This window comes from Arthrobacter sp. GCM10027362, assembly GCF_042679445.1.
GTDB lineage: Bacteria > Actinomycetota > Actinomycetes > Actinomycetales > Micrococcaceae > Crystallibacter.
In genome coordinates this window covers 1-25128 of record NZ_JBHTML010000046.1, presented here as the reverse complement: position 1 = coordinate 25128, position 25128 = coordinate 1, and the positions used below count along the sequence as shown (strand labels likewise).

The window sequence follows — 25128 nt, the reverse complement described above, 5'->3', positions numbered from 1 at the left end:
ATCAGCACGTTGCCGGAGCCGTTCGCCGCGGCCGGCTCCGCCACCTCGACCGCCGGCGGCTTCGCCCCGGCACGCTCCTCGATCCGGTACGCGTCGGCGGCCGGCGCATCCGCGGCGTCGACCGAGAGCAGCGGCTTGCCGACGTCGATCGTATCCCCGGCGTCACCGTGCAGCACCGCCACGGTGCCGGCGTAGGGGCTGGGCACCTCGACCAGGGACTTGGCGGTCTCGACCTCGGCGACGGGCTGGTCCACCCGGACCTCGTCCCCCACCTTCACCAGCCAGCTGACCAGTTCGGCCCCGGTCAGCCCTTCGCCCAGGTCCGGCAGCATGAATACCTGTCGGGGCATGGCTATGCCTCCTCCCACTGCAGTTCGTCCACGGCGTCGAGGATCCGGTCCACGCTGGGCAGGTAGTACTGCTCCAGCTTCGGTGCCGGGTAGGGGATGTCGAATCCGGTAACCCGCAGCACCGGGGCGGCCAGCGAGTGGAAGCAGCGTTCCTGCACCCGGGCCGCGATCTCGGAGGCCACCGAGGCGAAGCCGGGGGCCTCGGCAATCACGACGGCGCGGCCGGTCTTGCGGACCGAGGCGGTCACCGTCTCGTCGTCGAACGGGACGATCGAGCGCACGTCGATGACCTCCAGGCTGCGGCCCTCGGCGGCCGCGGCCTCGGCCGCGCGCAGCGCCGTCGGCACCGAGGGACCGTAGGTGATCAGTGTTGCGTCGCTGCCCTGCCGGGCGACGACGGCGCGGCCGATCCCCTGGCCCCGAGATGCCTGTTCCCCGCTGCCGGACCAACGGGAGCGCAGGGCGTCCAGGTCCACTTCCTCGGTGGACCAGTACAGCTTCTTCGGCTCCAGGAACACCACCGGGTCCGGGTGCCGGATCGCCGCGCGCAGCATGGTGTAGGCATCCGGCACGGTGGCCGGGGTCAGCACCGTCAGGCCCGGGGTGTGGGCGTAGTAGGACTCGGAGGAGTCGCAGTGGTGCTCCACCCCGCCGATCCCGCCGCCGTAGGGAATCCGGATGACCAGCGGCAGCTTGACCTTGCCGCGGGTGCGGTTGGACATCTTGGCCACGTGGGAGACCACCTGCTCGAAGGCCGGGTAGGCGAAGGCGTCGAACTGCATCTCCACCACCGGGCGCAGCCCGTTCATGGCCATGCCCACCGCCATGCCCATGATGCCGGACTCGGCCAGCGGCGTGTCGAAGCAGCGCTCCTCCCCGAAGCGCTTGGTCAGCCCGTCGGTAATGCGGAAGACTCCGCCGAGCGGTCCGACGTCCTCGCCGAAGACGACGACGGTCCGGTCCGCTTCCATTTCATCGGCCAGGGCGGTGTTCAGTGCCTTCGCGAAGGTCAGCGCGGTACCAATGGCGGTTGCAGTCATCGCAAGCTTTCCGTCCGGTTTTGGTCAGGGGTTTCGCGGGACAGTTCTTCGCGCAGCTGTGCCGCCTGCTCGCGCAGCTGCGCGGTCCGCTCGGTGAAGACGAACCGGAACAGGTCTTCGGGATCCACCCGGGCCTCGGCGTTCAGGCTGTCGCGCATCCGGGTGGCCACCCGTTCGGCGTCGGACGCGAATTCCTCTTCCAGTTCCGGCGTGAGCAGGTGCAGTCCGCCCAGGTAGCTGCGCATCCGGGTGATCGGGTCGCGGGGCACCCAGGCCTGGACTTCCTCGTCCGTGCGGTAGCGGGTGGCGTCGTCGGCATTGGTGTGGGCCTGCATCCGGTAGGTCAGCGCCTCCACCAGGACGGGGCCGCCGCCGGCGCGCGCCCGGTCCACGCCCTTGCCCAGGACCCCCAGCAGCGCGGCCAGGTCGTTGCCGTCCACCCGCTCGCCGGGCATGCCGTAGCCGATGGCCTTGTGCGCCAGCGACGGAGCCACGGACTGGTGCTTGAGCGGGACGGAAATGGCGTACTGGTTGTTCTGCACGAAGAAGACCACCGGCAGGTGGAAGACCGCCGCGAAGTTCAGGGCCTCGTGGAAGTCCCCTTCGCTGGTGGCGCCGTCCCCGCACATGGCCAGGACCACCGTATCCTCGCCCTTGAGCTTGGCCGCGTGGGCCACCCCGACGGCGTGCAGCAGCTGCGTGGCCAGCGGAGTGGCCTGGATGGAGACCTTGTGCTCGTACGGATCGTAGCCGCCGTGCCAGTCCCCGCGCAGCAGCGTCAGCGCCTGGACCGGGTCCACGCCGCGGGCCAGCACGGCGACGGTGTCCCGGTACGTCGGGAACAGCCAGTCCCGGTCCTGCAGGCAGGCGGCCGCGGCGACCTGGCAGGCTTCCTGGCCGTGCGAGGACGGATAGACGGCCAGCCGGCCCTGGCGCACCAGGGCGTTGGCCTGGTCGTTGACCCGGCGGCCAATGACCAGCTGCCGGTACCCGGCCAGCAGCTGCCGGCCATCGGGCAGCGGATACATGTCGTTGTGGATATGCCTGCCGTCCGGGTCCACCAGCTGGACCGGCGCGGCCTGGGGCAGCATGAAGGACTCCGCGGTAACACCGGCATTCGGCGCGGTGCGGGGCATGTGGTCCAGGGGATCGCCCATGGAACCCTTGCGGGGCTTTCCGGTTGAAGTAGTCATCGTGCCTCCTGCACGTCCTGCCGGCGCCGCCGTACATGTCCGGGGCGGCTACCGGGCGGCCAGGCGCTTTGGTGGAAGATTCTCTGTGTGATTAGTATGGAATCCGATTACCATTCGTATCCACATATCGCCCAAATGGTGGAACTTCCCACTCGCAGCCCGTATTCTTGAAGACGAATTGCAAATGTGAGCTGGATTACGAACCGAGGTATGGACAATTGGCCGACGCCCCTTCCGTAAAGCTGGACGACATCGACCGGAAAATCCTGGCCGAACTCACCCGGGACGGCAGGCTCTCCGTGACGGCGGTGGCCGAAAACGTGCACATCTCGCGCGCCCACGCGTATTCGCGCATCGCCCGCCTGACCGAGTCCGGCGTGCTGACCAAGTTCACCGCGCTGGTGGATCCGATCAAGGCCGGCCTGAGGGCCTCCGCCTACGTCACGCTGAAGCTGCGCCAGCACTCCTGGCGGGCGCTGAAGGATGCCCTGAAGGCCATTCCGGAGGTGCACCACATCGCCCTGGTGGGCGGGAACTTCGACGTCATCCTGCTGGTCCGCGCGGTGGACAATGTGGACCTGCGCCGGGTCATCTTCGACCAGATCCAGTCCATGCCCGGTATCCTCGACACGCAGACCTTCCTGGTCTTCGAGGACATGGACACCCGCTGAGGATTTCCCCGCCGGGGATGGAACCGGCGGCACCGGACGTCGTTCCGGAGGTCCGGCAACCAACCAAAGGATGACAACGTGGCAGAAAACAGCACCGCACTCCGGAACCTGCATGGGATCGGCCTGACAATGATCGATGGCAGCGAGGCCAGCTTCGGCGATTTCAAGGGCCGCACCGTGCTCGTCGTCAACGTCGCCTCCAGGTGCGGCCTGACTCCGCAGTACGAGAGCCTTGAGGAGCTGTACCGGAAGTACCGGGCGCAGGGCTTTACCATCCTGGGCGTGCCCTGCAACCAGTTCAAGGGCCAGGAACCGGACAGCGAGGAGCAGATCCAGGAATTCTGCAGCGTCAACTACGGCGTGACGTTCCCGCTCACCCGCAAGGCCGAGGTCAACGGCGGCGGACGCCACCCGCTGTACGCGGCGCTGACCGGATTCCGCACCGGCGAACTGCAGGAAGACATCACCTGGAACTTCGAGAAGTTCCTGGTCAACGCCGAGGGCGAGGTCATCGGCCGGTTCTCCCCGCGGACGGCTCCGGACGCCCCGGAAGTCATCGCCGCCATCGAGGCCGAGCTTAACTAACGGGCAGAACGCAAAACGCCAGCCGCCGCCGGATTGCTCCGGCGGCGGCTGGCGTTTTGGGTGCGGGGCGCATGCGCCCCGCACCTGGCCTGCGGCGAATCCCGTGACTGGTGGCGGCAGCGCGTGCGCAGCCGCCCTCCCCCATAAGGCGCTCTTTCGGAACCACCCGCTTCGGCGACCTGCCGCCGGGTGCGGAACCTCCGCGCCCGGTTAGGCAACCCGATGGACAAATACTCCTCGCCGGTCCGGCGACCGTCAAGGGGTCCGGGCCGGAACCGGCTGGCTCGTTAAAGGATTGATATCAGGAGATACCCTTGAAGACCGGCTTGCGCTTCTCCTGGAAGGCCTTGAAGCCCTCGGCGTAGTCCCCGCTCTTGCACAGCTCGCCCTGGGCCACGTTCTCCTCCTCGGTGGCCAGCCACAGCCCCAGCCGCTGGTCCCGGATGTTCGCCACCAGTTCCTTGGAGGCCCGGAACGCGCCGGTGGCTCCCTCGGCGACCCGGGCCACGATGGTCCGGGTGTTTTCCAGCAGCTCCCCGGCCGGCATCACGCGGCTGAACAGGCCCGCTTCCACCGCTTCCCGGCCGCTCATCAGCTCGGCCGTGTAGATCAGGTCCAGCGTCCGGTGCGGGCCCAGGCGTTCGGTGAACAGCCAGTGCCCGCCCGAATCCAGCGTGGCCCCGAGGTTGGCGAACGGCGACCCGATCTTGGCGTTCTCCGCCACGTAGACCACGTCCGTGGCAATCAGCAGCCCGAGCCCGACCCCGAGGGCCGGGCCGTGCACCGCCGCGAAGGTGGGCGCCGGGAAGGCAGCCATTTTCTTCAGCAGCGGAGTGACCAGGTTGCCCAGGTAGTGGTAGGCGTCGTCGGTCTCCGGTACGACGCCGGAAATATCCCGGCCGGCGCAGAAGCCGCGGCCCTCGCCGCGCAGCAGCAGGGCCCGCACGGTGCCGCCGGCGGCTGCCGCCGCGGCGTCGTCGTACGCCGCCCCCAGATCGCCAAGCGCCTGCTCGTCCAGCGCGTTCATCTTCTGCGGCGCGTTCAGCACCACCTCGGCGATGTTGTTCTCGATGGACAGCTCGATCATGCTCACGAAATTCTCCTGTCTGGTCCGGCCGGGCCGGTCCTGCGAAACGTCGGGCCGGCACGGCCTGCCGCCGGCGCCACAATTGTCCCCACGGCAGCATCCATTGGCCAGAAAACTGCTTCAGGCAGCATCTGCCGGCCAAAAACGCGAGGGGGCTAGGCGTCGTAGTCGACGGTGATTTCGTCGCTGGTCGGATGCGTCTGGCAGGTCAGCACGTAGCCGCGCTCGATCTCCTCCGGCTCCAGCGCATAGTTCTCGTCCATCTCGAACGTGCCGGAAACCACCTTGGCGCGGCAGGTGCCGCAGACACCGCCGGCGCAGGCGAACGGAACATCCGGGCGGACCCGCAGTGCCGCGTTGAGGATGGACTCGCGGGCATGCTTGGGGCTGGCCACGGTGCCCGAGAGTCCGTCCAGCCGGAAGTTGATCTCGAAGTTGTCGGCGTTCGGATCCACCTCGACCGGGCGGCCGATGCTGCCCTGCGGCTTGGTGGGCTCGCCGGTGGTGAACAGCTCGTAGCGGACCTTCTCGCTGGGGACCCCGCGCTCGGCCAGGGTGTCGCGCACCAGCTGGACCAGCTCGAACGGCCCGCACAGGAACCATTCGTCCACGTCATCGGTGCGCAGCACGTGGTCGAAGAGGCTGGAGAGCTTTTCCGTATCGATCCTGCCGGACAGCAGCGGCGAAATGCGCTGCTCGCGCGAGAGCACATGGTGCACGGCGAAACGGGAGGGATACTTGTCCTTCAGGTCCGCCAACTCCTCCACGAACATCACGTCCATGGCGGCCTTGTTGGCATAGACCAGGTCGAAGCGGACGTGGTCGTTGGCGGCCAGCACGGTGCGGGCGATCGAAATGACCGGGGTGATGCCGGAGCCGGCGGCGAACGCGACGAAGACGTCCTCGTTCTCCGTGTCGATGTCCTCGGGCCGGTTGAGCTCGGTCATCTGGTGCTTGGAGATGAACGCCCCGGCCGGGCTCATCACGTCCAGCACGTCCCCGGGCTTGAGGTTGTCGTTGGCCCAGTTCGAGAACAGGCCGCCCAAATCCCGCTTGATGGCCACGCGGATCTCGCCGGGCCTGGGCTCGGCACAGATGGAGTAGCTGCGGCGGACTTCCCTGCCCTCCAGCCGGGTGCGCAGGGCCACGTACTGGCCGGGGATGTAATCGTACTGTCCCTGCAGCTCCTCCGGCACGGCGAAGGTGACCTCGATCGCCTCGTCGGTCAGGCGCCGGACATCGGAGACGGTGAGCGGGTGGAAGGCGCCGCGGCGCTTGGCCGGCTCGGCCGCTGCGGAGGCCTCGGGGGTGGAAGTAGTCATCTAGAGCACCTTGAAGTAGTCGAACGGTTCTTTGCAGTCATTGCACTGGTAGAGCGCCTTGCAGGAGGTGGACCCGAAGCGGGTGATCTCCCGGGTGTTCAGCGAGTCGCAGCGCGGGCACTTCACGCTCAGGCCCAGGCGCACCGGACCGGTGCGCACCCCAGCGGTGCCGGTCGGCGGTGCGATGCCGTACTCTTCGAGCTTGGCCTTGCCCGCCTCGGTCATCCAGTCCGTGGTCCAGGCCGGCGCCAGGACCAGTTTGACCCGGACGTCCCCGTAGCCGTGCCGGCCCAGCGCCGCGACGATGTCGTCCCGGATGGTGTCCATCGCCGGGCAGCCGGAATACGTGGGCGTGATGGTGACCTCGACGGCGGGGTTGCCGGCGGCGTCGAACTCGCCGGGCACCGCCGCCACCGCGCGCAGGATCCCGAGGTCCTCGATGGTCAGGACCGGGATCTCCGGGTCGCAGATCGTCGCGGCGATATCCCAGGCCCTGGCGGCCTGCGTTTCAGCGGGCCGGACTGCAGTGTTCGTGGACATGGCTGTGCCGCCCTCCTACCAGGTGGCGCCGGGATGTTCGCGGGCGATGACCTGCATCTCGGCCAGGATGTACCCCAGGTGTTCGCTGTGCCGGGTGCCGCGGTTGCCGGTCATGGCCGGCTGCACGTCCGGGACGGCCAGCGTGGCCTCGTCCAGCACCTGGGCCAGCAGCGCGTCGAAGGGGGCGTACAGCTCGGAGGGGCGCACCGCCACGCCGGCCAGGCGGTCGATCAGCTCGTCGTCGACGAACAGCTCGTGCACGTAGGGCCAGATGGAGTCCAGGCCTTCCTGCATGCGGCGGTGCGATTCCCCGGTGCCGTCGCCCAGGCGCAGCGTCCACTGGATGGCATGGTCGCGGTGGTAGTCCACCTCCTTGAGCGCCTTGGCCGCAATCGCCGCCAGGGTCTGGTCGGTGGAGTCGACCAGCCGGGAGTACAGCTCGTGCTGGTAGATGGAGAAGACCAGCTGGCGGGCAATGGTCTTGCCAAAGTCCCCGTTGGGCTGCTCGACCAGGAAGCTGGACCGGAATTCGTGCTCCCGGCGCCAGTAGGCCAGGTCGTCCTCGGTCTTGCCCCAGGCCGAACCGGCGTAGGTCAGGAAGGAGCGGGCGTGCCCGAGCAGGTCGAGGGCGATGTTGCCCAGGGCGATGTCCTCTTCGATTTCCGGCGCCCGCGAGATCCACCAGCCCAGGCGCTGGGCCAGGATCAGGGCGTCGTCGCCCAGGCGCAGCGCGTATTCGGCCACGTCCTCGGCGACCCTGGTGCCGGCCGCCACCTGCTCGGCGATGTCCTCCGGGCGCAGGGCGTTGCCGGGGGTGATGCGGGTAGCGCTTTCACCGCTCACAGGTGCTTCACCCCTTCGCTCTTCTTGTAGTACATGGCGTGGCGGTAGTCCTTGCCCTGGGGCGATTCAAAGAATGCTCCCTTGGCGTCAGGGTCGCTGGCCACGATGGCCGCGGCCGGAACCACCCAGAGCGAGACGCCCTCGTTGCGCCGGGTGTACAGGTCGCGCGCGTTGCGCACCGCCATCTCGGCATCCGGGGCATGCAGCGATCCGGCATGGACGTGGGACAGGCCGCGCGCGGAGCGGACGAAGACCTCCCACAGCGGCCAGGCGGTGCGGTCGGCCGGGTGGGCTGCCTCGGCCGCCGGCGTCTTGGCCGACGTTCCCATTGCTGTCTGGTCTCCTGTTGCCATTTAGGCCACCTGTGCTTTCTGTGCCTGCTTTGCGGCGTAGGCGGACGCTGCCTCGCGTACCCACGCCCCGTTCTCGTGCGCCTCGCGGCGGCGTTCCATCCGCTGGGCGTTGCACGGCCCCCGGCCGGCGATCACCTCGTGGAATTCGTTCCAGTCAAGTTCGCCGTACTCCCACTTGCCGGTTTCCTCGTTGAAGCGGACCTTGTCATCCGGCAGGGTCAGGCCAAGGACCTTGACCTGCTCCTGGATCATCCCGACGAAGCGCTGGCGCAGCTCGTCGTTGGAGAAGCGCTTGATCTTCCACCGCATGGACTGCTGCGAGTTCGGGGAGTCCTCATCCGGCGGGCCGAACATCATCAGGGCCGGCGCATAGAACCTGTTGATCGCGTCCTGGGCCATTTCGCGCTGCGCCTCGGTGCCGTTGGCCAGTTCCAGCAGGATCTCGAAGCCCTGGCGCTGGTGGAAGGACTCTTCCTTGCAGATGCGGACCATGGCCCGCCCGTAGGGGCCGTAGGACGCGCGGCAGAGCGGAACCTGGTTCGCGATGGCGGCGCCGTCGACCAGCCAGCCGATCGCGCCCATGTCCGCCCAGGTCAGCGCCGGGTAGTTGAAGATCGAGGAGTACTTGGCCTTGCCCTCCAGCAACTGCTCGTTCAGGACGTCGCGCGGGGTGCCCAGGGTCTCGGCGGCGGAGTACAGATAGAGGCCGTGGCCCGCCTCGTCCTGCACCTTGGCCATCAGGATGGCCTTGCGCTTGAGCGACGGCGCACGGCTGATGAAGTTCGCCTCCGGCTGCATGCCGATGATCTCGGAGTGCGCATGCTGGGAGATCTGGCGGGTCAGCGACTTGCGGTAGGCCTCCGGCATCCAGTCCGAGGGCTCGATCCGGGAGTCTTCGTCGATGATCTTGTCAAAATACGCCTGACCGGCCTGGTCCTCGTCGGACGGGACCGCATGCAGGTCACGCACATCCGTCTGCGTTGCCATGATGGCCACCTCACTGTGCTGGATAAAGCTTGGAAATATTTACCGACCGTTCGTTCAGAATATAATTCCTCGGCGGGCGCGTCAAGCACCGGGAGCGGCAGGCAGGCGGCCCGGCCCCCGGCCCCCGTGCCGGTCTATATATTGGTGGCATGACGCACCCCTCCCCCGCCGAAACCGCCCGGCCGCCGGCGGCCCGCAAGGTGCCCGTGGAGCGCATCCACCACGGGGCCGTCTTCGTGGACAACTACGAATGGTTGCGCGCCAAGGACGATCCCGCCGTCGTCGCCCACCTGGAAGCGGAGAACGAATACACCGCTGCCGTCACCGCGCACCAGCAGCCGCTGCGCGAGGCGATCTTCAACGAGATCAAGGACAGGACCCAGGAAACCGACCTCAGCGTGCCCGTGCGCAAGGACGGCTGGTGGTACTACAGCCGGATGGAGGAGGGCAGGCAGTACGCGGTCCAGTGCCGCGTGAAGGCCCGGGACACCGGGGATGCGGCCGCGGACTGGACTCCCCCGCAGGTGGAGCCGGGCACGGACGTGCCCGGCGAGCAGGTCCTCCTGGACGGCAACGCCGAGGCCGAGGGCAAGCCGTTCTTCGCCCTCGGCGGCACCGCCGTGACCAGGGACGGCAGCCTCTTCGCCTACGCCGTGGACAATGCCGGCGACGAGCGGTTCACCCTGCGGATCAAGGACCTGCGCACCGGGGAACTGCTGCCGGACGTGGTGGAGGACGTCTTCTACTCGCTGGCCTTTTCCCCGGACGGCAGCCAGGTCTTCTACACCGTGGTGGACGAGACCTGGCGGCCGTACCAGGTCAAGGCCCACGTCCTGGGCACCGCGGTGGCGGACGACGCCGTTATCCACCAGGAAGACGATCCGGTGATGTGGACCGGGTTCGACCTGTCGGCGGACCGCCGCCACCTGGTGGTTTCGATCAGCTGCTCCGAATACAGCGAGACCCGGCTGCTGGATTTCGCCGACCAGGGCGCCGGCCTGCGCACGCTGGTCCCCCGCACCGAGCGCATCCTCTACGACGCCGAGCCCTTCCTGCTCGACGGTCGCGACATGGTGCTGCTCACGCACAACCGGGATGCGGTCAATTCGATGGTCTCGCTGGCGGGCCTGGACGAGTTCGCCAAACCCCTGGCCGAACAGCAGTGGGCCACCGTGGTGCCGCACGACGACGCCGTGCGCGTCAACGGCGCCGGTGTCACCGCCACGCACATGGTGCTGTCCGTGCGCAAGGACACCACCGAGCGGATCCAGGTGATCCCGCTGGCCGGCCTGGGCACCCCGGCGCAGGCCGCCCCGGCGGAACCCGGCTTCGACGAGCAGCTCTACACCGCCAGCTCCGGCGCCTCGGACTACGAGGCGCCGGTGATCCGCCTCGGCTACACCTCCTTCTTCACCCCGCCGCGCATCTATGACTACGAACCGGCCACCGGGCGGCTGTGGCTGCGCAAGGAGACCCCGGTGCTCGGCGGCTACGACCGCCGCGCCTACCTCGCCGCGCGCGAATGGGCCCCGGCCCGGGACGGCACGCGGATTCCGCTCTCCGTGCTGCGCCGGGCCGAGGTGCGGCAGGACGGGTCCAATCCCGCCCTCGTCTACGCCTACGGCAGCTACGAGCAGAGCGTGGACCCCTGGTTCAGCACGGCGCGGCTGTCGCTGCTGGACCGCGGCGTCGTCATGGTCATCGCGCACGTGCGCGGCGGCGGCGAAATGGGCCGGAAGTGGTACGAGGACGGCAAGAAGCTGAAGAAGAAAAACACCTTCACCGATTTCCTCGACGCCACCGACTGGCTCGCGGCCTCGGGCTGGGCCGACCCGGCGCGCATTGCCGCGATGGGCGGCTCGGCCGGCGGCCTGCTGATGGGCGCGGTGGCCAACCTCGCGCCGGAAAAGTATGCGGCGATCGTGGCGCAGGTTCCCTTCGTGGACCCGCTGACCTCCATCCTGGACCCGGAACTGCCGCTCTCGGCGCTGGAATGGGAGGAGTGGGGCAACCCGATCGAGGACCCCGAGGTGTACGCCTACATGAAGTCCTACAGCCCGTACGAGAACATCCGGCCGGTGCCCTATCCGCGGATCGCGGCGGTGACCAGTTTCAACGACACCCGGGTACTCTACGTGGAACCGGCCAAATGGGTGGCGCGGCTCCGCGAGGTGGGCACCGGCACCGAACCGGTTGTGCTCAAGACCGAGATGGAGGCCGGACACGGCGGCGCCTCCGGCCGCTACGAGGCCTGGAAGGACGCCGCGTGGGACTATGCCTTCGTGCTCGACGCCGTCGGCGCCACCCGCCTCCTGCCCCGCCCGCGGTGATTCCGGCCGCAACTTGACAGCGGACCCCTCCAAGGTATTACCTAATGAACATTCGGTAAATAAGGTGAGAGGCCTCACATGGCTGGCATTGATGTCGGGACCGCCTCCGGGCCCGCACGGATCCACCCCGCCTTCGTGGACGACAAGGCGGCCCGGTGGATGGGTGTCGAAGTGCTCCGGGCGGAGTTCGGCGACGCCGTCATCCAGATGAGGATCCGCCACGAAATGCTCAACGGCTTCGGCATGGCCCAAGGCGGCATGGTCTTCGCCTTCGCCGACGTGGCCTTCGCCCTCGCCTGCAACGACCCGGACGGCGACGGGAGCACCATCACGGTGGCCTCCGGCGTCGACGTCAATTTCATGAAGCCCGGCTTCGAGGGACGGCTGCTGACCGCCACCGCCAGGCTGGTCAACCAGACCGGCCGCAGCGGGCTCTACGACATCCGCGTCACCCAGCAGGCATCCGACGGCGGCGAGGAAGTCCTCGCCGAACTCCGCGGCCGTTCCCGTACCATCCCCAATCCCGCCGCCAACAAGCACTAGCAAGGACCGCCCCATGACCATCACCGCCGGCACCAAGGCCCGCAAGTCCACCCCCGCCGCCCCGGAGGAGCTCGATCCCGAGGAGCGGATGAGCCGCGACGAGCTGGAGGCCCTGCAGCTGCAGCGCCTGCAGCAGACCCTGGCCTGGGCCTACGAGCGGGTGCCGATGTACCAGGAGAAGTTCGACGCGGCCGGGGTGCACCCCTCGGACCTGAAGGAGCTGGCGGATCTGGCCCGGTTCCCGTACACGGACAAGGAGGACCTGCGCCGGGCCTACCCGTTCGGCATGTTCGCGGTCCCGCAGTCCGAGGTGGCCCGCATCCACGCCTCCTCCGGCACCACCGGCCGGCCCACCGTGGTCGGCTACACCCGCGGCGACCTGGCCCGCTGGGAGACCCTCTTCGCCCGCTCGCTGCGCGCCTCCGGGGTCAAGCCCGGCTGGAAGGTGCACAACGCGTACGGGTACGGGCTGTTCACCGGCGGTTTGGGCGCGCATTACGGGGCCGAGAAGCTCGGCTGCACGGTGATCCCGATGTCCGGGGGCCAGACCGAGAAGCAGATCCAGCTGATCGCCGACTTCGAGCCCGACGCCATCCTGTGCACCCCCACCTACCTGCTGACCATCGTGGATGCCATGGAGCGGGCCGGGATCGACCCGGCCGCGACCTCGCTGAAGGTCGCGGTGCTCGGGGCCGAGCCCTGGACCGAGGAGATGCGTCACGAGCTGGAGACGAAGCTGGACATCGACGCCTGCGACATCTACGGGCTCTCCGAGGTCATGGGCCCGGGCGTGGCCGGCGAATGCATCGACTACAAGGACGGCTCCACCATCTGGGAGGACCACTTCCGCCCCGAGATCGTGGACCCGGTCACCAACGCCGTGCTGGCCGACGGGCAGCCCGGCGAGCTGGTCTTCACCTCCCTGACCAAGGAGGCCATGCCGGTCATCCGCTACCGCACGCACGATCTGACCCGCCTGCTGCCGGGCACCGGGCGGCCGGCCATGCGCCGGATCGGGCGGATCACCGGCCGGAGCGACGACATGATCATCCTGCGCGGGGTGAACCTGTTCCCGACCCAGATCGAGGAGATCGCGCTGCGGATCCCGGGCCTGTCCCCGCACTTCGTCCTGGAGATCACCCGCCCGCACCGGATGGACGAGCTGACCGTGCGGATCGAGCGGCGCGAGGACTGCGGTGCCGAGACCGCCGCCGCGGCCGCGAAGGAGCTGGCCAAGCAGATCAAGATCCACATCGGCTCCTCCTGCCGGATCGAGGTCGCCGAGCCGGGCACCCTGGCCCGCTCCAGCGGCAAGCTGCGCCGCATCTACGACCTGCGCGACCAGGCGTAGCGGCAGCCGGCCGTGGGAATGCGAACCCCCGTTCGTGGAAAGATGAGTGCCATGCCCAGATCCCAGACCTCCGAGGCCGCCAAGCGGGGCCGCCCCGGCTACGACCAACAGTCCGTGCTCAGCGTCGCGGTGGAGGTCTTCAACAAGCACGGCTACGAGGCCACCTCCATGGGCATCCTCGCCGAGAACCTGGGCATCTCGAAGAGCGCCATCTACCACCACGTCCCGTCCAAGGGCGACCTGCTGCGGCTGGCCCTGGACGAGGCGCTGGGTTCGCTGGAAGCTGTCCTGGAGGAACCGGGCGCCTCGTCCGGCCGCGCCGACGCCCGGCTGGAATACGTCCTGCGCAGCACCGTCCGCGTGCTGACGGAGAAGCTGCCCTATGTCACCCTGCTGCTGCGCCTGCGCGGCAACACGGAAATCGAGCGCAGCGCCCTGGAACGCCGGCGTGCCTTCGACCACCGGGTGGCGGAACTCGTGGACGCGGCACGTTCGGAGGGCTCGCTGCGCAGCGACATCGATCCGCGGACCACCACGCGGCTGCTCTTCGGCACCATCAACTCGATCGTGGAGTGGTACAAGCCCGGCGGCCCGCTGACCGCGGAAAAGCTCGCCGACGACCTGCTGAGCATGCTCTTCGACGGGCTGCACCTGCCGGCCGCGGCCCGGATCCTGGCATAAGCGGACAGCAGCGGACCACAACCGAAGACGGACACGTGAGGGCGGCCCCATCCGGGGCCGCCCTCACGTGTCCGCTGTGCCTCCTGCCGCCTACTTGGCGACCAGGGTCAGCACATCGTAGGTGGCCACGACCTCGTCATCCTGGTTCGTGATAACGGCGTCCCAGGCCACCTCGCCGTACTCGTCCGTCTCGCGCGGGGTAATCTTCTTGGCCGTGATGGTCACCCGGATGGAATCGCCCGCCGCCACCGGGGTGATGAAGCGCAGGTTCTCCAGCCCGTAGTTGGCCAGCACCGGCCCCGGGGCCGGCTCCACGAACAGTCCGGCGGCCCAGCTCAGCAGCAGGTAGCCGTGGGCCACGATGCCGGGGAAGAACGGGTTGGCTTCGGCCGCCTCCTGGTTCGTGTGCGCGTAGAAGGTATCCCCCGTCTCGTTCGCGAACGCGCTGATGTCCTCAAGGGTGACCTGGCGCAGTTCGGAGCGGAAGGCGTCGCCGATCTTCAGCTCGGACAGGTGCTTGCGGAACGGGTGCACCCCGCCGAAGCGCTGGTCGGCCCCGGTGTGCCAGACGCCGGTGACGGCGGTGAGCATGTTGGGCGAGCCCTGGATGGCGGTGCGCTGCATGTGGTGCAGCACGGACCGGATGCCGCCGAGTTCCTCGCCGCCGCCGGCGCGGCCCGGGCCGCCGTGGATCAGGTGCGGCACCGGGGAGCCGTGGCCGGTGGAGGTGCGGGCGTCCTCGCGGTTGAGCACCAGCACGCGGCCATGGTGCGCGGCAATCCCGGTGACCAGGGCCTGCGCCGCCGCCGGATCGTTCGTGGCCACGGTGGCCACCAGCGAACCGGACCCCTTGGCCGCCAGCCGGACGGCGTCGTCGAGGTCCTCGTAGCCGATGACCGAGGAGACGGGGCCGAAAGCCTCCAGCGAGTGCACGGCTTCGGCATCCGGATCGGCCCACTTGAGCAGGACCGGGGCCATGAACGCGCCGTCCTCGACGACGCCGACGGACCCGTCCGCCTGGGTGACCTTCGGCGAGTCGAGCGTTCCGTAGGCCAGCTCGCCGCCGGCGTCCAGCATGGCCTGGACCGCGGCGCGGACATCGCGCAGCTGCTCCAGCGAGGCCAGCGCGCCCATGGTCACCCCTTCGGCGCGCGGATCGCCCACGACCACGCGTTCCTGGATGCGGGCACCGACGGCGGCGACGAGGTCGTCCACCAGCGCCTGAGGCACGATGGCCCGGCGGATGGAGGTGCACTTCTGGCCGGCCTTGGCGGTCATCTCGGTGACCAGGGACTTCACGAAGGCGTCGAATTCGGGGGTGCCGGGCACGGCGTCCGGGCCCAGGATGGCGGCGTTCAGCGAGTCCGCCTCGGAGGTGAAGCGGATGCCGCCCCGGCCCACGTTCGGGTGGGACTTCAGCGTGTTGGCCGTGCTGGCCGAGCCGGTGAAGGATACCGCGTCGCGGTAGTCCAGGTGGTCCAGCAGGTCCCGCGCGGAGCCGGACACCAGCTGCAGCGAACCCGCCGGCAGGATATTGGATTCAACGATCAGCTTCACCGCCGCGGCGGCCACGTAGCCCGTGGGCGTCGCCGGCTTCACGATGGTGGGGACGCCGGCGACGAAGGCCGGGGCGAATTTTTCCAGCATGCCCCAGATCGGGAAGTTGAAGGCATTGATCTGCACCGCGACGCCGGGAATGCGGGTGTAGATGTGCTCGCCGATGAAGGAGCCGTCCTTGGACAGCTGCTCCGCCGGCCCGTCCACGATGACCTGGGCGTTGGGCAGTTCGCGGCGGCCCTTGGAACCGAACGTGAAGAGCACGCCGATGCCGCCGTCCACGTCGATCATATTGTCGATCTTGGTGGCTCCGGTGCGGTGCGAGAGTTCGTAGAGCGCCTCGCGGCGGCCGTTCAGGTACTGGGCCAGCTCCTTCAGCTTCAGGGCCCGCTGGTGGAACGTCAGCTTTCCGAGTTCGGCCTGGCCCACGGTGCGGCCGTGTTCGACCACGGCGGCCAGGTCCAGGCCCTCGGTACTGACCCTGGCGATCACGGCGCCGGTGCTGGCATCGCGCACCTCGGCGCCGGCCACATCCCCTTCGGGAGTCCACCAGGCGTCCTGCACGAAGCTCGGGACAATCTCAACACCCACGGCGGTAGAGGTCATCGTTGACAGCCTTTCCTTGCGGCAAAAATACATACTGAACGGTCGGTCAGGAACATATCCAGCCTACATGATTCTGGCGGCGGATACACGGGTTCCTGCCGGATTGCTGCCGGACCCGTCAGCCGCTCCGACCGGCCCGGGGAAACAGGCCGCCCGAGTATAGCCGGGGCGGCGGAAGAAATCGATAGCCCCGGCCCCTGTAAACTGCCGGCACCACCGGGTACGTTTGGGACATCGGCCCGCGGGCCGGGCACCGGGTTGGGGGCGGGAACAGCCATCGGGCGGACCGGCCGGTGCCAAGCAAGCTGGTGGTGGCGGCAGTTGGGGGATTGCCGCCACCACCAGCCGCCTACCCGTTCCGGACCGGTCCCGCCATGCGCGCGCGCAGCCGCCGGATGTCCTCGGACGCGAGGCCCGCCGCCAGCAGGTAGGCCTCGGCATCGAGCCGTTCCAGCGCCGCGATGAACGCCGTCCGGGTATCGGCGATGCGCTCGCGCAGCTCATCCCCCGCCAGGTGCCGTTCGGTCGGATGCGGATACGGGCTGATCCGGTGCCACTCGTTGATCCCCCGCAGGCCCAGTTCATAGTGGTCGGCGTTGGCCTGCACCGTGGCACCTGCCAGCTGCAGCAGCAGCATGGATACCAGGCCGGTGCGGTCCCTGCCGGCGGAGCAGTTGATCACGACCGCGCCTTCCGCCCCGGCCAAGGCGCGGAACACCTCCACGATCTTGTCGGGGAAGAGCCGCAGGCAGTCCAGGTAGGACCGGGGGTGGGCCATGTAGCACCCGAAGACCGCCCCGAACTGCTCATGGGCCGGATCCTCCGTCGGCCGGTGCAGGACCGTGAAGCGGGCCAGGACCTCGGGCGGTACCACCGGATCGGTCGGCCGCCGGATCCGCTCGCCGTCGTTGCGCAGATCCACAATGGTGCGCACGCCGTCGTCGTACGCCTGCTGCCACCCGGCAGCCGTCAGCCATTCCGAGCGGCCCATCCGGTAGATGTCCCCGGCGAGGAGCCGGGCATTGACGGCGCCTTCCCAGGGCACGCCGCGGTCCGTGTCCGTCATGGGATGCTCCCGGGCCGCAGCAGGCACACCAGCCCCGCGGCAGCAGGCTGCCGGCCGCCGGCAGGAGGAACCCGGTGAATTCCCCGAGGCAGAGCCACCGGAACCACGTCCGGAACAACCTGGACCTGCCCGGCACAACGGATCCTGCCGGCTGCGGGTCCCGGCACGGGGGCGCCTATTCCTGCCAGTCGAAGAATCCCTTGCCCGTCTTGCGTCCGAGCTCGCCCCGGGCCACCTTGTCCCGCAGGATCTGCGGCGGCGCGAAGCGTTCCCCCAGCGTGGCGGCCAGGTACTCGGCGATGCCCAGGCGCACGTCCAGGCCCACGATGTCGGTGGTCTTCAGCGGGCCCACCGGGTGCTTGTAGCCAAGCACCATCGCGGCGTCGATATCCTCCGCCGACGCCACCCCTTCCTCGACCATCCGCATCGCCTCGAGCGCGATCGCCACGCCGAGGCGGGAGGAGGCGAAGCCGGGTGCGTCGTGGACGACGACGGCGGTCTTGCCCAGCGCCTCGACCCAGGCCTTGGCGGCGGCGGCCAGCTCCGGCGAGGTCTCCTCGGCCAGGACCACCTCGACCAGCAGCGAGGCAGGCACCGGATTGAAGAAGTGCAGGCCGCAGAAGTTCGCCGGGCGCTGCAGGGTTTCGGCCAGCCTGGTCACGGACAGCGAGGAGGTGTTCGTGGCCAGCCAGGCCGCCGGCGCCAGCTGCTCCTCGACGTCCTTGAGCGCGGCGGCCTTGAGTTCGAAGTCTTCGGGAACGGCCTCGACCACCAGCCCGCACGAGGCGAAGTCCGCATAGTCGGTGGAGACGGCCAGGCGCCGGGCCCAGACATCCAGGTTCCCGTCGACGGCCCCGCGCTCCAGCGACTTGGCCAGCGAGCCTTCCACCCGCTCGCGCGCGCCGGCCGCCGCCTGCTCGTCGCGCTCGACGACGACCACCTCGGCCCCGGCCAGGATGAAGGCGTGGGCGATGCCCGCCCCCATCCGGCCGCCGCCGAGCACGCCGACTTTCGCGGGGACCGCTGCCGAACCGTTCGTCACTGCGTTCACTGGTTTACCTCCTGCTGGTTCGCGGCATCCTTGGCGGACTTCCTGGCTGCCTTCTTGTCAAGAAAGGCCTGCATGCGGTCGAACTTGGCCTGGGATTCGAAGAGGATGCCCTGGGCGAGCTGGTCGATCATCGGGTGCGCCTCGGCCGGGGCATGGAACACGCTCTTGGTGATGCGCACCGCCAGCGGATCCTGCAGGCCGATCCGGTCCGCGAGTGCGTGCGCGGCCGCCAGCAGCTCCTCGGCGGGGTGGATCTCGGTGACCAGGCGGACCGCCCGGGCCTCCTCGGCGCCAAGCACCTTGCCCGCGAGCAGGATCTCCTTGGCCACCGGCTCGCCGACCAGTTCGCGCAGCCGCCAGGACGCACCGGCAGCGGCCAGGATGCCCAGGCCGGTCTCCGGGTTGCCGATCTTCAGCGCCGGGGTGCCGATGCGGAAGTCCGCAGCGTAGGCCAGCTCGGCGCCGCCGCCGAGCGCGTAGCCGTCCAGCGCGGCGATGACCGGCATCGGCAGCTGGGCGATGCGCACGAAGATGCCCGAGTTGATGCCCATCAGGGCGTCCTCGCGGCGGCGCTCGCGCAGCTGGGCAATGTCCGCCCCGGAGGCGAACACTCCGCTGGACCCGGACAGGATCATGATCCGCGGCGACTTCTCCAGCACCGCGCACACCTCGTGCAGCTCGTCGACCATCTGCTGGTCGATCGCGTTGCGCACCTCCGGACGGTTCAGCCGGACGTGGATCCGGTCCGGTTTGTCATCGGACTCACTGACGAGCAGGGTCGAGAAATCGCTGTCATGGAAGAGCATCAGACCAGCTCGACGATCATCGAGGTGCCCTGGCCGACGCCCACGCACATGGTGGCCAGGCCGTGGCGGGCCCCCTCGCGCTCCATCCGGCCCAGCAGCGTGATCGCAATGCGGGACCCGGAGGATCCGAGCGGATGGCCCAGCGCGATCGCGCCGCCGTCGTTGTTCACGATGCCCTGGTCCAGGCCGAGCCGGCGCATGACGGCCAGCGACTGGGTGGCAAACGCCTCGTTGAGCTCGACGGCGCCGAGGTCGTCCACGGACAGCCCGGCCTTGGCCAGCACCTTCCGGGTGGCCGGCACCGGGCCGATGCCCATGATCTCGGGCGCGACGCCCGCCGAGCCGCCCTCCACCACGCGGGCGCGCGGGGTCAGGCCGAACTTCTTCACCGCCGCCTCGGAAGCGACCACGATGGCCGACGCGCCGTCGTTGAGCGAGCTGGAGTTGCCGGCGGTGACGATGCCGCCGGGCTTGACCACCGGGCGCAGGCCCGCCAGCACCTCCGGGGTGGTGCCGGGGCGGGGACCCTCGTCGGTGTCCACCATCGTCGTCTGGCCCTTGCGGCCGTGGACCGCCACCGGGACGATCTCCTCCTTGAAGCGCCCGCCCTCGATCGCGGCGATGGCCCGTTCGTGCGACCGGACCGCGAACGCGTCCGCGTCCTCGCGGCTGATGTTGTCCACCGCCGCGACCTCTTCTGCGGTCTCCGGCATGGAATAGGTCATCTTGCCGCCGCGGGCCAGGTCCCCGTGGGTGAAGTGGTGGTTGACGAAGCGCCAGCCGATCGAGGTGTCGAAGACCTCGCCCGGCTTGGCGAAGGCTTTCGCCGGTTTCTCCATTACCCAGGGAGCGCGGCTCATCGATTCGACGCCGCCGGCGACGACGATGTCCGCGGCACCGGACTTGATCATCTGGGAGGCCATGATGATCGCGCTCAGGCCGGAGGCGCAGAGCCGGTTCACGGTAATGCCCGGCACGTGGTCCGGGTAGCCGGCCAGCAGCCAGGCCATGCGCGCCACGTTGCGGTTTTCCTCGCCGGCCCCGTTGGCATTGCCGAGGATGACCTCTTCGACGGCATCCGGGTCGACGCCGGCCCGTACCACCGCTTCCTTGACGACCAGCGCGGCCAGGTCATCCGGCCGCACCGACGACAGCGCCCCTCCGTAGCGTCCAACCGGGGTCCGAGCCCCGCCAATCAGGAATGCCTCAGCCATTGAACTTTTCCTTGCGTCTGAACTTCGTTGTAGGGATCGGGGGCGCCGACAACGCGGGCGAAATTACCGACCGACCGTTCTATAAAGCCTCCCACGCACGGTCCCGGGGGTCAACCGGAACCGGAACGGGCTGTAACACTGCCCCGCGGGACGTTAAAGTCCGGCCACGGCACACCACACCCGGATTGCCATGGACCGCGCGGACGCGCACCGGCAGGAACGAGGGCCGGGAGGGACCGCCCGGCGGATAGACTCGCTATGTGAATTCAGAGAAATCCACCCAGCTGCCCGCCGCCACCCTGCCGGAGAAGGTCTCGGACATTTTCGACCCGGCCAGGTGGCGCGAGGTCCAGGGCTTCGACTTCCAGGATTTGACCTACCACCGCCAGGTCGAGCGCGGTGCCGACGGCAGCATCGTCCGCGACCTGCCCGCCGTGCGGATCGCCTTCAACCGGCCCGAGGTCCGCAACGCCTTCCGGCCCGGCACCGTGGACGAACTCTACCGGGCCATGGACCATGCCCGGATGACCCCGGATGTGGCCACCGTGCTGCTGACCGGCAACGGCCCCTCCCCCAAGGACGGCGGACACTCGTTCTGCTCCGGCGGGGACCAGCGCATCCGCGGCCGCGACGGGTACCGTTACGCTCAAGGCGAGACCCAGGAAACCATCGACCCGGCCCGTGCCGGCCGGCTGCACATCCTGGAGGTGCAGCGGCTGATGCGCACCATGCCCAAGGTGGTCATCGCCGTCGTCAACGGCTGGGCCGCCGGCGGCGGGCACAGCCTGCACGTGGTCTCCGACCTGACCATCGCCTCCCGCCAGCACGGCAGGTTCAAGCAGACCGACGCCACGGTGGGCAGCTTCGACGCCGGCTACGGCTCGGCCCTGCTGGCCCGCCAGATCGGCCAGAAGGCGGCCCGCGAAATCTTCTTCCTCGCCCGCGAATACTCCGCCGAGGACATGGTCCGGATGGGCGCGGTGAACGAGGCCGTGGACCACGAGCGGCTCGAAGAGGTGGCCCTGGAGTATGCCGCGGACATCGCCAGGCAGTCCCCGCAGGCCATCCGGATGCTCAAGTTCGCCTTCAACCTGGCCGACGACGGCCTCGCCGGCCAGCAGGTCTTCGCCGGGGAGGCCACCCGGCTGGCCTACATGACGGACGAGGCGGTGGAGGGCAAGGAAGCGTTCCTGGAAAAGCGCGATCCGGACTGGTCCCGCTTCCCCTACTACTTCTGACCGGCCGTGCCGATGGATATCGACGCAGCCTGCACCGCCCTCGCCGCGGCGCTGGCCGGGAAGGGCCCGGCCGTTGAGATTGCCCCGAACGGCATCCCGGCGCCGGTGCGCTCGCCCTTGCTGGCACCTGGCACCGCTGCGCTGGTACGTACCTCCGGCTCCACCGGGACCCCCAAGGCCACCATGCTCGGCCGGCAGGCGCTGGCCGCCTCGTCCGCGGCGACCGCGGTGCGGCTGGGCGGCGAAGGCCAGTGGCTGCTGGCCCTGAGCCCGAACTATGTGGCGGGCCTGCAGGTGCTGGTCCGCTCCGTCCACGCCGGCACCGCCCCGGTGGTGATGGACCTGGCCGCCAGGTTCACCGCCGCCGCCTTCGTCGAGGCCGCAGCAGGGCTGACGCACCGGTTCCGCATCACCTCGCTGGTCCCCACCCAGCTGCACCGGCTGCTCACCGACCCGGCGGAGGAAACCCTCAAGGCCCTGCGGCGCTTCGACGCGATCCTGCTCGGCGGCGCCCGGGCGTCGGACGAACTGCTGGCCGCCGCCGGGCGGCAGGGGCTGAAGCTGGTGCGCACCTACGGCATGAGCGAGACCTGCGGCGGCTGCATCTACGACGGCGTCCCGCTCGAGGGCGTGCGGGTGCGGCTCGACGGCGGCCGGGTGGTCATCGGCGGTCCGGTGGTGGCCTCCGGCTACCTGGGCAATCCCGCCCTGACCCAGGAGCATTTCAGCCGTGATGCGGACGGGACCGCGTGGTTCCGCACCGAAGACCTGGGCGAGCTCGACGGCTCCGGCGTGCTCACCGTCACCGGACGGGCCGACGACGTGCTGATCACCGGCGGCGTCAAGGTCTCCGCCGCCGCCGTGGCGGCGGCCGTCGAGTCGGTCCCCGGTATCCAGGCCGTCCTGGTGGCCGGCGTCGAGGACCCGGAATGGGGCACCCGGGTCGCCTGCGCCGTCGTCGGCCAGGCGCCGGAAGAGCAGATCCGGGCCGCGGTCCGCACCCAGCTCGGGCCGGCGGCCGTGCCGCGGACCATCCTGGTCCTGGAGGAACTGCCGCTGCTGTCCAGCGGCAAGCCCGACCGGCTGGCGGTGGCCCGGATGCTCAGGCACGCCGCGGGATAAGCCCCGGCAGAAGCACCAGCAGCAACGAGAAGCAAAGGATAGATCGTACGTGGCCACAGCAGCCCAATGGATACAAGGGGCCCGCCCCCGCACCCTGCCGATGGCCATTGCGCCGGTGGTCGTGGGCAGCGCGGCGGCGTTCGAGCTGGACGCGTTCAAACCGCTCAATGCGCTGCTCGCGGCGCTGGTGGCCGTCCTGTTCCAGATCGGGGTGAACTACGCCAACGACTACTCGGACGGCATCCGCGGCACCGACGACCAGCGGGTGGGACCGATGCGCCTGACCGCCTCCCGGGCGGCGCCGGCCCGGGCCGTGAAGCAGGCGGCGTTCCTGTGCTTCGGGCTGGCAATGCTCGCCGGCCTGGTGCTCATCATCCTGTCCCGGACCTGGCCGCTGCTGCTGGTGGGCATCGGCTGCGTGATCGCCGCCTGGGGCTACACCGGCGGCAGCAACCCGTACGGCTACCGGGGGCTGGGCGAGGTCTTCGTGTTCCTGTTCTTCGGGATCGTGGCGACCATGGGCACCACCTACACGCAGGCGCTGCAGGTGAGCTGGCCGTCCTTCATCGGCGCCGTGGGCACCGGGCTGATTGCCACCGCGCTGCTGATGGCCAACAACGTGCGCGACATCCCCACCGACCGCAAAGTGGGCAAACGGACGCTCGCGGTGCGCATCGGGGACGAGGCGGCCCGGATCAGCTATGTGATGATGCTGGCGGTGGCCCTGCTGCTGCCGCTGGTTCTGGTCTACGACCACCCCTGGGTGCTGCTGGTCCTGCTGCTGGTCCCGCTGTGCCTGCTGCCGAGCTGGACGATGCTCAAGGGACAGCAGCGCGACAGCCTGATCCCGGTGCTGCAGCAGACCGGCGTGATCAACCTCGGCTTCGCCGCGGCCTACGGGCTCGGGCTCGTGCTCAGCGCCGTGGTCTAGGCACGGGGTCCGGCCCGGACCTAGCGCGTGCCGTCCGGGGCTGCCCCCGGCCGCCGGCGGTCCGGGTCCACCCGGATGCCGTCCTTTTCCGCCAGGGCATCCTCGGCCATCGCATCCGAGATTTCGGTGGAGGTCCGGATGGACCCGCGGCTGCCGGAGAACCGGTAGGCCACCGCGGCCGCGGCCGCGTCACGCCACTTGCGGAAGAACAGGTACGTGATGCACCACGCCATGATGGCTGCCGCGATGGCCGAGTAGACGATGCCGAGACGCAGGTAGAGGCAGGCAATGAAGATCGCGGCCATCAGGCCGACGCGCAGTGCAGTGAATTTCCAGAAAGCCACCACACAAGTTTACCTGCCGCTGGGCAGCGGGCGGCCGCCGGTCCCCCGACCCGCGGCGGCAGGCGCCGCTCAACTACAATTGTGTCTATGGCCCGTCTCTATATGCTGCTGGTTGTGCTGGCAGTGTCAGTCATTGTCTATGCACTCATCGAGTGCATCCGTTCGGCGCCATACGAAGTGCGGAGCATTCCCAAGCCGGCCTGGATCCTGGCCATTGTGTTCGTCCCGCTGATCGGTGCCGGCCTGTGGTTCCTCTTCGGCCGGCCGAAGTCCGGCCGCCCGGTCCCGCAGGCGCCCCGCGGCGGTCCGATGGCACCGGACGAGGACATCGCGTTCCTGCGCAACCTGGACAAGCAGCGGCAAAACAAGCTGCGCGAAGAGGAACTCAACCGGCGCGAGCAGGAACTGCGCGACCGGGAGCAGAGCCTGGGCGAAGAGGGCCAGGACAACACCGACGGCAGCACCCGCTGACGCGCCCCGGCCGACAATGCGCTGAAAAAGGGGTTAGAGCCCCGAGTAGCTGTGCAGCCCGGAGAAGAAGACGTTCACGATGGTGAAGTTGAAGACCACGCACAGGTAGCCCACGATGGACAGCCACGCGGCCCGGGTTCCGGTCCAGCCGCGGGTGGCACGGGCATGCAGGTAGCCGGCGTAGACCACCCAGATCACAAAGGTCCAGACTTCCTTGGTGTCCCAGCCCCAGTAGCGGCCCCAGGCCTTCTCCGCCCAGATGGCGCCGGCCATCAGGGTGAAGGTCCAGAGCACGAAGGAAACGGCGTTGATCCGGTAGGCGACGTTCTCCAGGGTCAGCGCCGAAGGCACCACGCGCAGGAAGCCCAGGCGTTCCGGCTGGCCGGCCCGGGCGCGTGCCTCGCGGTGGGACTGCAGCAGCTGCAGCACGGACATGGCGAAGGTCAGCGTGAACAGCGCGGAGGAAATCACGGCCACCGAGACGTGGATGACCAGCCAGTAGCTCTGCAGCGCGGGCACCAGGTGGGCCACCGGCGTCGGGAAGCCGATCGCGGCGGCGCACAGCATGATCACCACGAGGCCGATCACGAAGGAGCCCAGGAAGCGCAGGTCCTTGCGGGTCAGGGCCAGCAGGAAGACCACCGTGACCACGAGCGCGCCCGTGGTGCAGAACTCGTACATGTTGCCCCAGGGCACCCGGTGCGCGGCAATCCCGCGGGAGATCACGCCCGCGGCCAGGACGACGGCACCGAGGGCGCTCAGCGCCACCCCGATCCGGGCCGCCGGGCGGCGCCGGCCGCCGTAGTCCAGGGATTCGTCGGCGGTCTCGACGGCTGCGCCCGGCGG

Annotated in this window: 26 protein-coding genes; 10 read left to right on the top strand and 16 right to left on the bottom strand. The window is 69.2% G+C overall.

Features of this window, described 5'->3' with window-relative positions; all coding sequences use genetic code 11:
• The 3 genes from ACFQ36_RS09265 to pdhA all read right to left on the bottom strand — a co-directional run.
• The coding region (locus ACFQ36_RS09265; RefSeq protein ID WP_377012860.1) for a biotin/lipoyl-containing protein at positions 1-350 on the bottom strand (350 nt) is incomplete at its 3' end.
• Between the two features lie 2 nt (positions 351-352).
• Positions 353-1390 (bottom strand): alpha-ketoacid dehydrogenase subunit beta, encoded by a 1038-nt coding sequence (locus ACFQ36_RS09260; RefSeq protein ID WP_377012858.1) that lies wholly within the window; start codon positions 1388-1390, stop codon positions 353-355.
• A complete protein-coding gene (gene pdhA / locus ACFQ36_RS09255) occupies positions 1387-2547 on the bottom strand; it encodes a pyruvate dehydrogenase (acetyl-transferring) E1 component subunit alpha (protein ID WP_377012867.1) in 1161 nt (386 codons plus the stop codon). The genes ACFQ36_RS09260 and pdhA overlap by 4 nt, the downstream gene beginning before the upstream one ends.
• A gap of 254 nt (positions 2548-2801) precedes the next feature.
• Between pdhA and ACFQ36_RS09250 the strand changes: the two genes are divergently transcribed.
• Both ACFQ36_RS09250 and ACFQ36_RS09245 read left to right on the top strand, forming a co-directional pair.
• Positions 2802-3254, top strand: coding sequence for an Lrp/AsnC family transcriptional regulator (locus tag ACFQ36_RS09250; protein WP_377012856.1), 453 nt, complete (start codon positions 2802-2804; stop codon positions 3252-3254).
• A gap of 78 nt (positions 3255-3332) precedes the next feature.
• A complete protein-coding gene (locus tag ACFQ36_RS09245) occupies positions 3333-3839 on the top strand; it encodes a glutathione peroxidase (protein ID WP_377012854.1) in 507 nt (168 codons plus the stop codon).
• A 301-nt stretch (positions 3840-4140) separates the two neighbouring features.
• On the opposite strand, the gene ACFQ36_RS09240 is transcribed toward ACFQ36_RS09245, so the two are convergent.
• The 6 genes from ACFQ36_RS09240 to paaA all read right to left on the bottom strand — a co-directional run bounded on the left by ACFQ36_RS09240 (position 4141) and on the right by paaA (position 8971).
• Entirely contained in the window at positions 4141-4926 is a 786-nt protein-coding gene (locus ACFQ36_RS09240; RefSeq protein WP_377012865.1) for an enoyl-CoA hydratase/isomerase family protein, read from the bottom strand.
• 155 nt (positions 4927-5081) lie between these two features.
• On the bottom strand, positions 5082-6248 hold the full coding sequence (gene paaE / locus ACFQ36_RS09235) for a 1,2-phenylacetyl-CoA epoxidase subunit PaaE (RefSeq protein ID WP_377012852.1): 1167 nt from the start codon (positions 6246-6248) through the stop codon (positions 5082-5084).
• Positions 6249-6788 (bottom strand): 1,2-phenylacetyl-CoA epoxidase subunit PaaD, encoded by a 540-nt coding sequence (gene paaD / locus ACFQ36_RS09230; RefSeq protein ID WP_377012850.1) that lies wholly within the window; start codon positions 6786-6788, stop codon positions 6249-6251. It abuts the gene before it with no gap.
• Positions 6789-6803: 15 nt separating this feature from the next.
• Positions 6804-7631, bottom strand: coding sequence for a 1,2-phenylacetyl-CoA epoxidase subunit PaaC (gene paaC / locus ACFQ36_RS09225; RefSeq protein WP_377012848.1), 828 nt, complete (start codon positions 7629-7631; stop codon positions 6804-6806).
• Positions 7628-7960, bottom strand: a complete 333-nt coding sequence (gene paaB / locus ACFQ36_RS09220; protein ID WP_377012862.1) for a 1,2-phenylacetyl-CoA epoxidase subunit PaaB — start codon at positions 7958-7960, stop codon at positions 7628-7630. The genes paaC and paaB overlap by 4 nt, the downstream gene beginning before the upstream one ends.
• 24 nt (positions 7961-7984) lie before the next feature.
• On the bottom strand, positions 7985-8971 hold the full coding sequence (gene paaA, locus ACFQ36_RS09215) for a 1,2-phenylacetyl-CoA epoxidase subunit PaaA (protein ID WP_377012846.1): 987 nt from the start codon (positions 8969-8971) through the stop codon (positions 7985-7987).
• 149 nt (positions 8972-9120) lie between these two features.
• On the opposite strand from paaA, the gene ACFQ36_RS09210 reads away from it, so the two are divergent.
• From ACFQ36_RS09210 to ACFQ36_RS09195, 4 genes are all read left to right on the top strand, one after another.
• Positions 9121-11301 (top strand): S9 family peptidase, encoded by a 2181-nt coding sequence (locus ACFQ36_RS09210; protein WP_377012844.1) that lies wholly within the window; start codon positions 9121-9123, stop codon positions 11299-11301.
• Positions 11302-11379: 78 nt separating this feature from the next.
• Complete coding sequence (locus ACFQ36_RS09205; RefSeq protein ID WP_377012841.1) at positions 11380-11844, top strand: hotdog fold thioesterase; 465 nt, start codon at positions 11380-11382, stop codon at positions 11842-11844.
• Positions 11845-11857: 13 nt separating this feature from the next.
• Positions 11858-13195 (top strand): phenylacetate--CoA ligase PaaK, encoded by a 1338-nt coding sequence (gene paaK, locus ACFQ36_RS09200; protein ID WP_377012839.1) that lies wholly within the window; start codon positions 11858-11860, stop codon positions 13193-13195.
• Between the two features lie 51 nt (positions 13196-13246).
• Entirely contained in the window at positions 13247-13876 is a 630-nt protein-coding gene (locus tag ACFQ36_RS09195) for a TetR/AcrR family transcriptional regulator (protein WP_377012837.1), read from the top strand.
• A 90-nt stretch (positions 13877-13966) separates the two neighbouring features.
• Here ACFQ36_RS09195 and paaZ read toward each other — a convergent pair whose 3' ends face one another.
• The 5 genes from paaZ to ACFQ36_RS09170 form a co-directional block, all read right to left on the bottom strand.
• Complete coding sequence (paaZ, locus tag ACFQ36_RS09190; RefSeq protein ID WP_377012835.1) at positions 13967-16039, bottom strand: phenylacetic acid degradation bifunctional protein PaaZ; 2073 nt, start codon at positions 16037-16039, stop codon at positions 13967-13969.
• Positions 16040-16388: 349 nt separating this feature from the next.
• Positions 16389-17105 (bottom strand): tyrosine-protein phosphatase, encoded by a 717-nt coding sequence (locus ACFQ36_RS09185; RefSeq protein WP_377012833.1) that lies wholly within the window; start codon positions 17103-17105, stop codon positions 16389-16391.
• A 175-nt stretch (positions 17106-17280) separates the two neighbouring features.
• Positions 17281-18156, bottom strand: coding sequence for a 3-hydroxyacyl-CoA dehydrogenase family protein (locus ACFQ36_RS09180; protein ID WP_377012831.1), 876 nt, complete (start codon positions 18154-18156; stop codon positions 17281-17283).
• On the bottom strand, positions 18153-18962 hold the full coding sequence (locus tag ACFQ36_RS09175; RefSeq protein WP_377012828.1) for an enoyl-CoA hydratase/isomerase family protein: 810 nt from the start codon (positions 18960-18962) through the stop codon (positions 18153-18155). Before ACFQ36_RS09175 ends, ACFQ36_RS09180 begins: the two co-directional genes overlap by 4 nt.
• On the bottom strand, positions 18962-20176 hold the full coding sequence (locus ACFQ36_RS09170) for a thiolase family protein (RefSeq protein ID WP_377012826.1): 1215 nt from the start codon (positions 20174-20176) through the stop codon (positions 18962-18964). Before ACFQ36_RS09170 ends, ACFQ36_RS09175 begins: the two co-directional genes overlap by 1 nt.
• Positions 20177-20436: 260 nt before the next feature.
• Here ACFQ36_RS09170 and ACFQ36_RS09165 point away from each other — a divergent pair, with 260 nt between their 5' ends.
• The 3 genes from ACFQ36_RS09165 to ACFQ36_RS09155 are packed head-to-tail and all read left to right on the top strand — an operon-like array spanning position 20437 to position 23467.
• Complete coding sequence (locus tag ACFQ36_RS09165) at positions 20437-21414, top strand: 1,4-dihydroxy-2-naphthoyl-CoA synthase (RefSeq protein WP_377012824.1); 978 nt, start codon at positions 20437-20439, stop codon at positions 21412-21414.
• Positions 21415-21426: 12 nt separating this feature from the next.
• Positions 21427-22536 (top strand): AMP-binding protein, encoded by a 1110-nt coding sequence (locus ACFQ36_RS09160; protein ID WP_377012822.1) that lies wholly within the window; start codon positions 21427-21429, stop codon positions 22534-22536.
• Positions 22537-22585: 49 nt separating this feature from the next.
• Entirely contained in the window at positions 22586-23467 is an 882-nt protein-coding gene (locus ACFQ36_RS09155; protein WP_377012821.1) for a 1,4-dihydroxy-2-naphthoate polyprenyltransferase, read from the top strand.
• Positions 23468-23487: 20 nt separating this feature from the next.
• On the opposite strand, the gene ACFQ36_RS09150 is transcribed toward ACFQ36_RS09155, so the two are convergent.
• Positions 23488-23814: a DUF4229 domain-containing protein gene (locus tag ACFQ36_RS09150; RefSeq protein WP_377012819.1), complete on the bottom strand. Its 327-nt coding sequence runs from the start codon at positions 23812-23814 to the stop codon at positions 23488-23490.
• Positions 23815-23898: 84 nt separating this feature from the next.
• On the opposite strand from ACFQ36_RS09150, the gene ACFQ36_RS09145 reads away from it, so the two are divergent.
• Entirely contained in the window at positions 23899-24282 is a 384-nt protein-coding gene (locus ACFQ36_RS09145) for a PLD nuclease N-terminal domain-containing protein (protein ID WP_377012817.1), read from the top strand.
• A gap of 33 nt (positions 24283-24315) precedes the next feature.
• On the opposite strand, the gene ccsB is transcribed toward ACFQ36_RS09145, so the two are convergent.
• Positions 24316-25128, bottom strand: an 813-nt coding sequence (gene ccsB / locus ACFQ36_RS09140) for a c-type cytochrome biogenesis protein CcsB (protein WP_377012815.1), incomplete at its 5' end; no start/stop codon positions are given.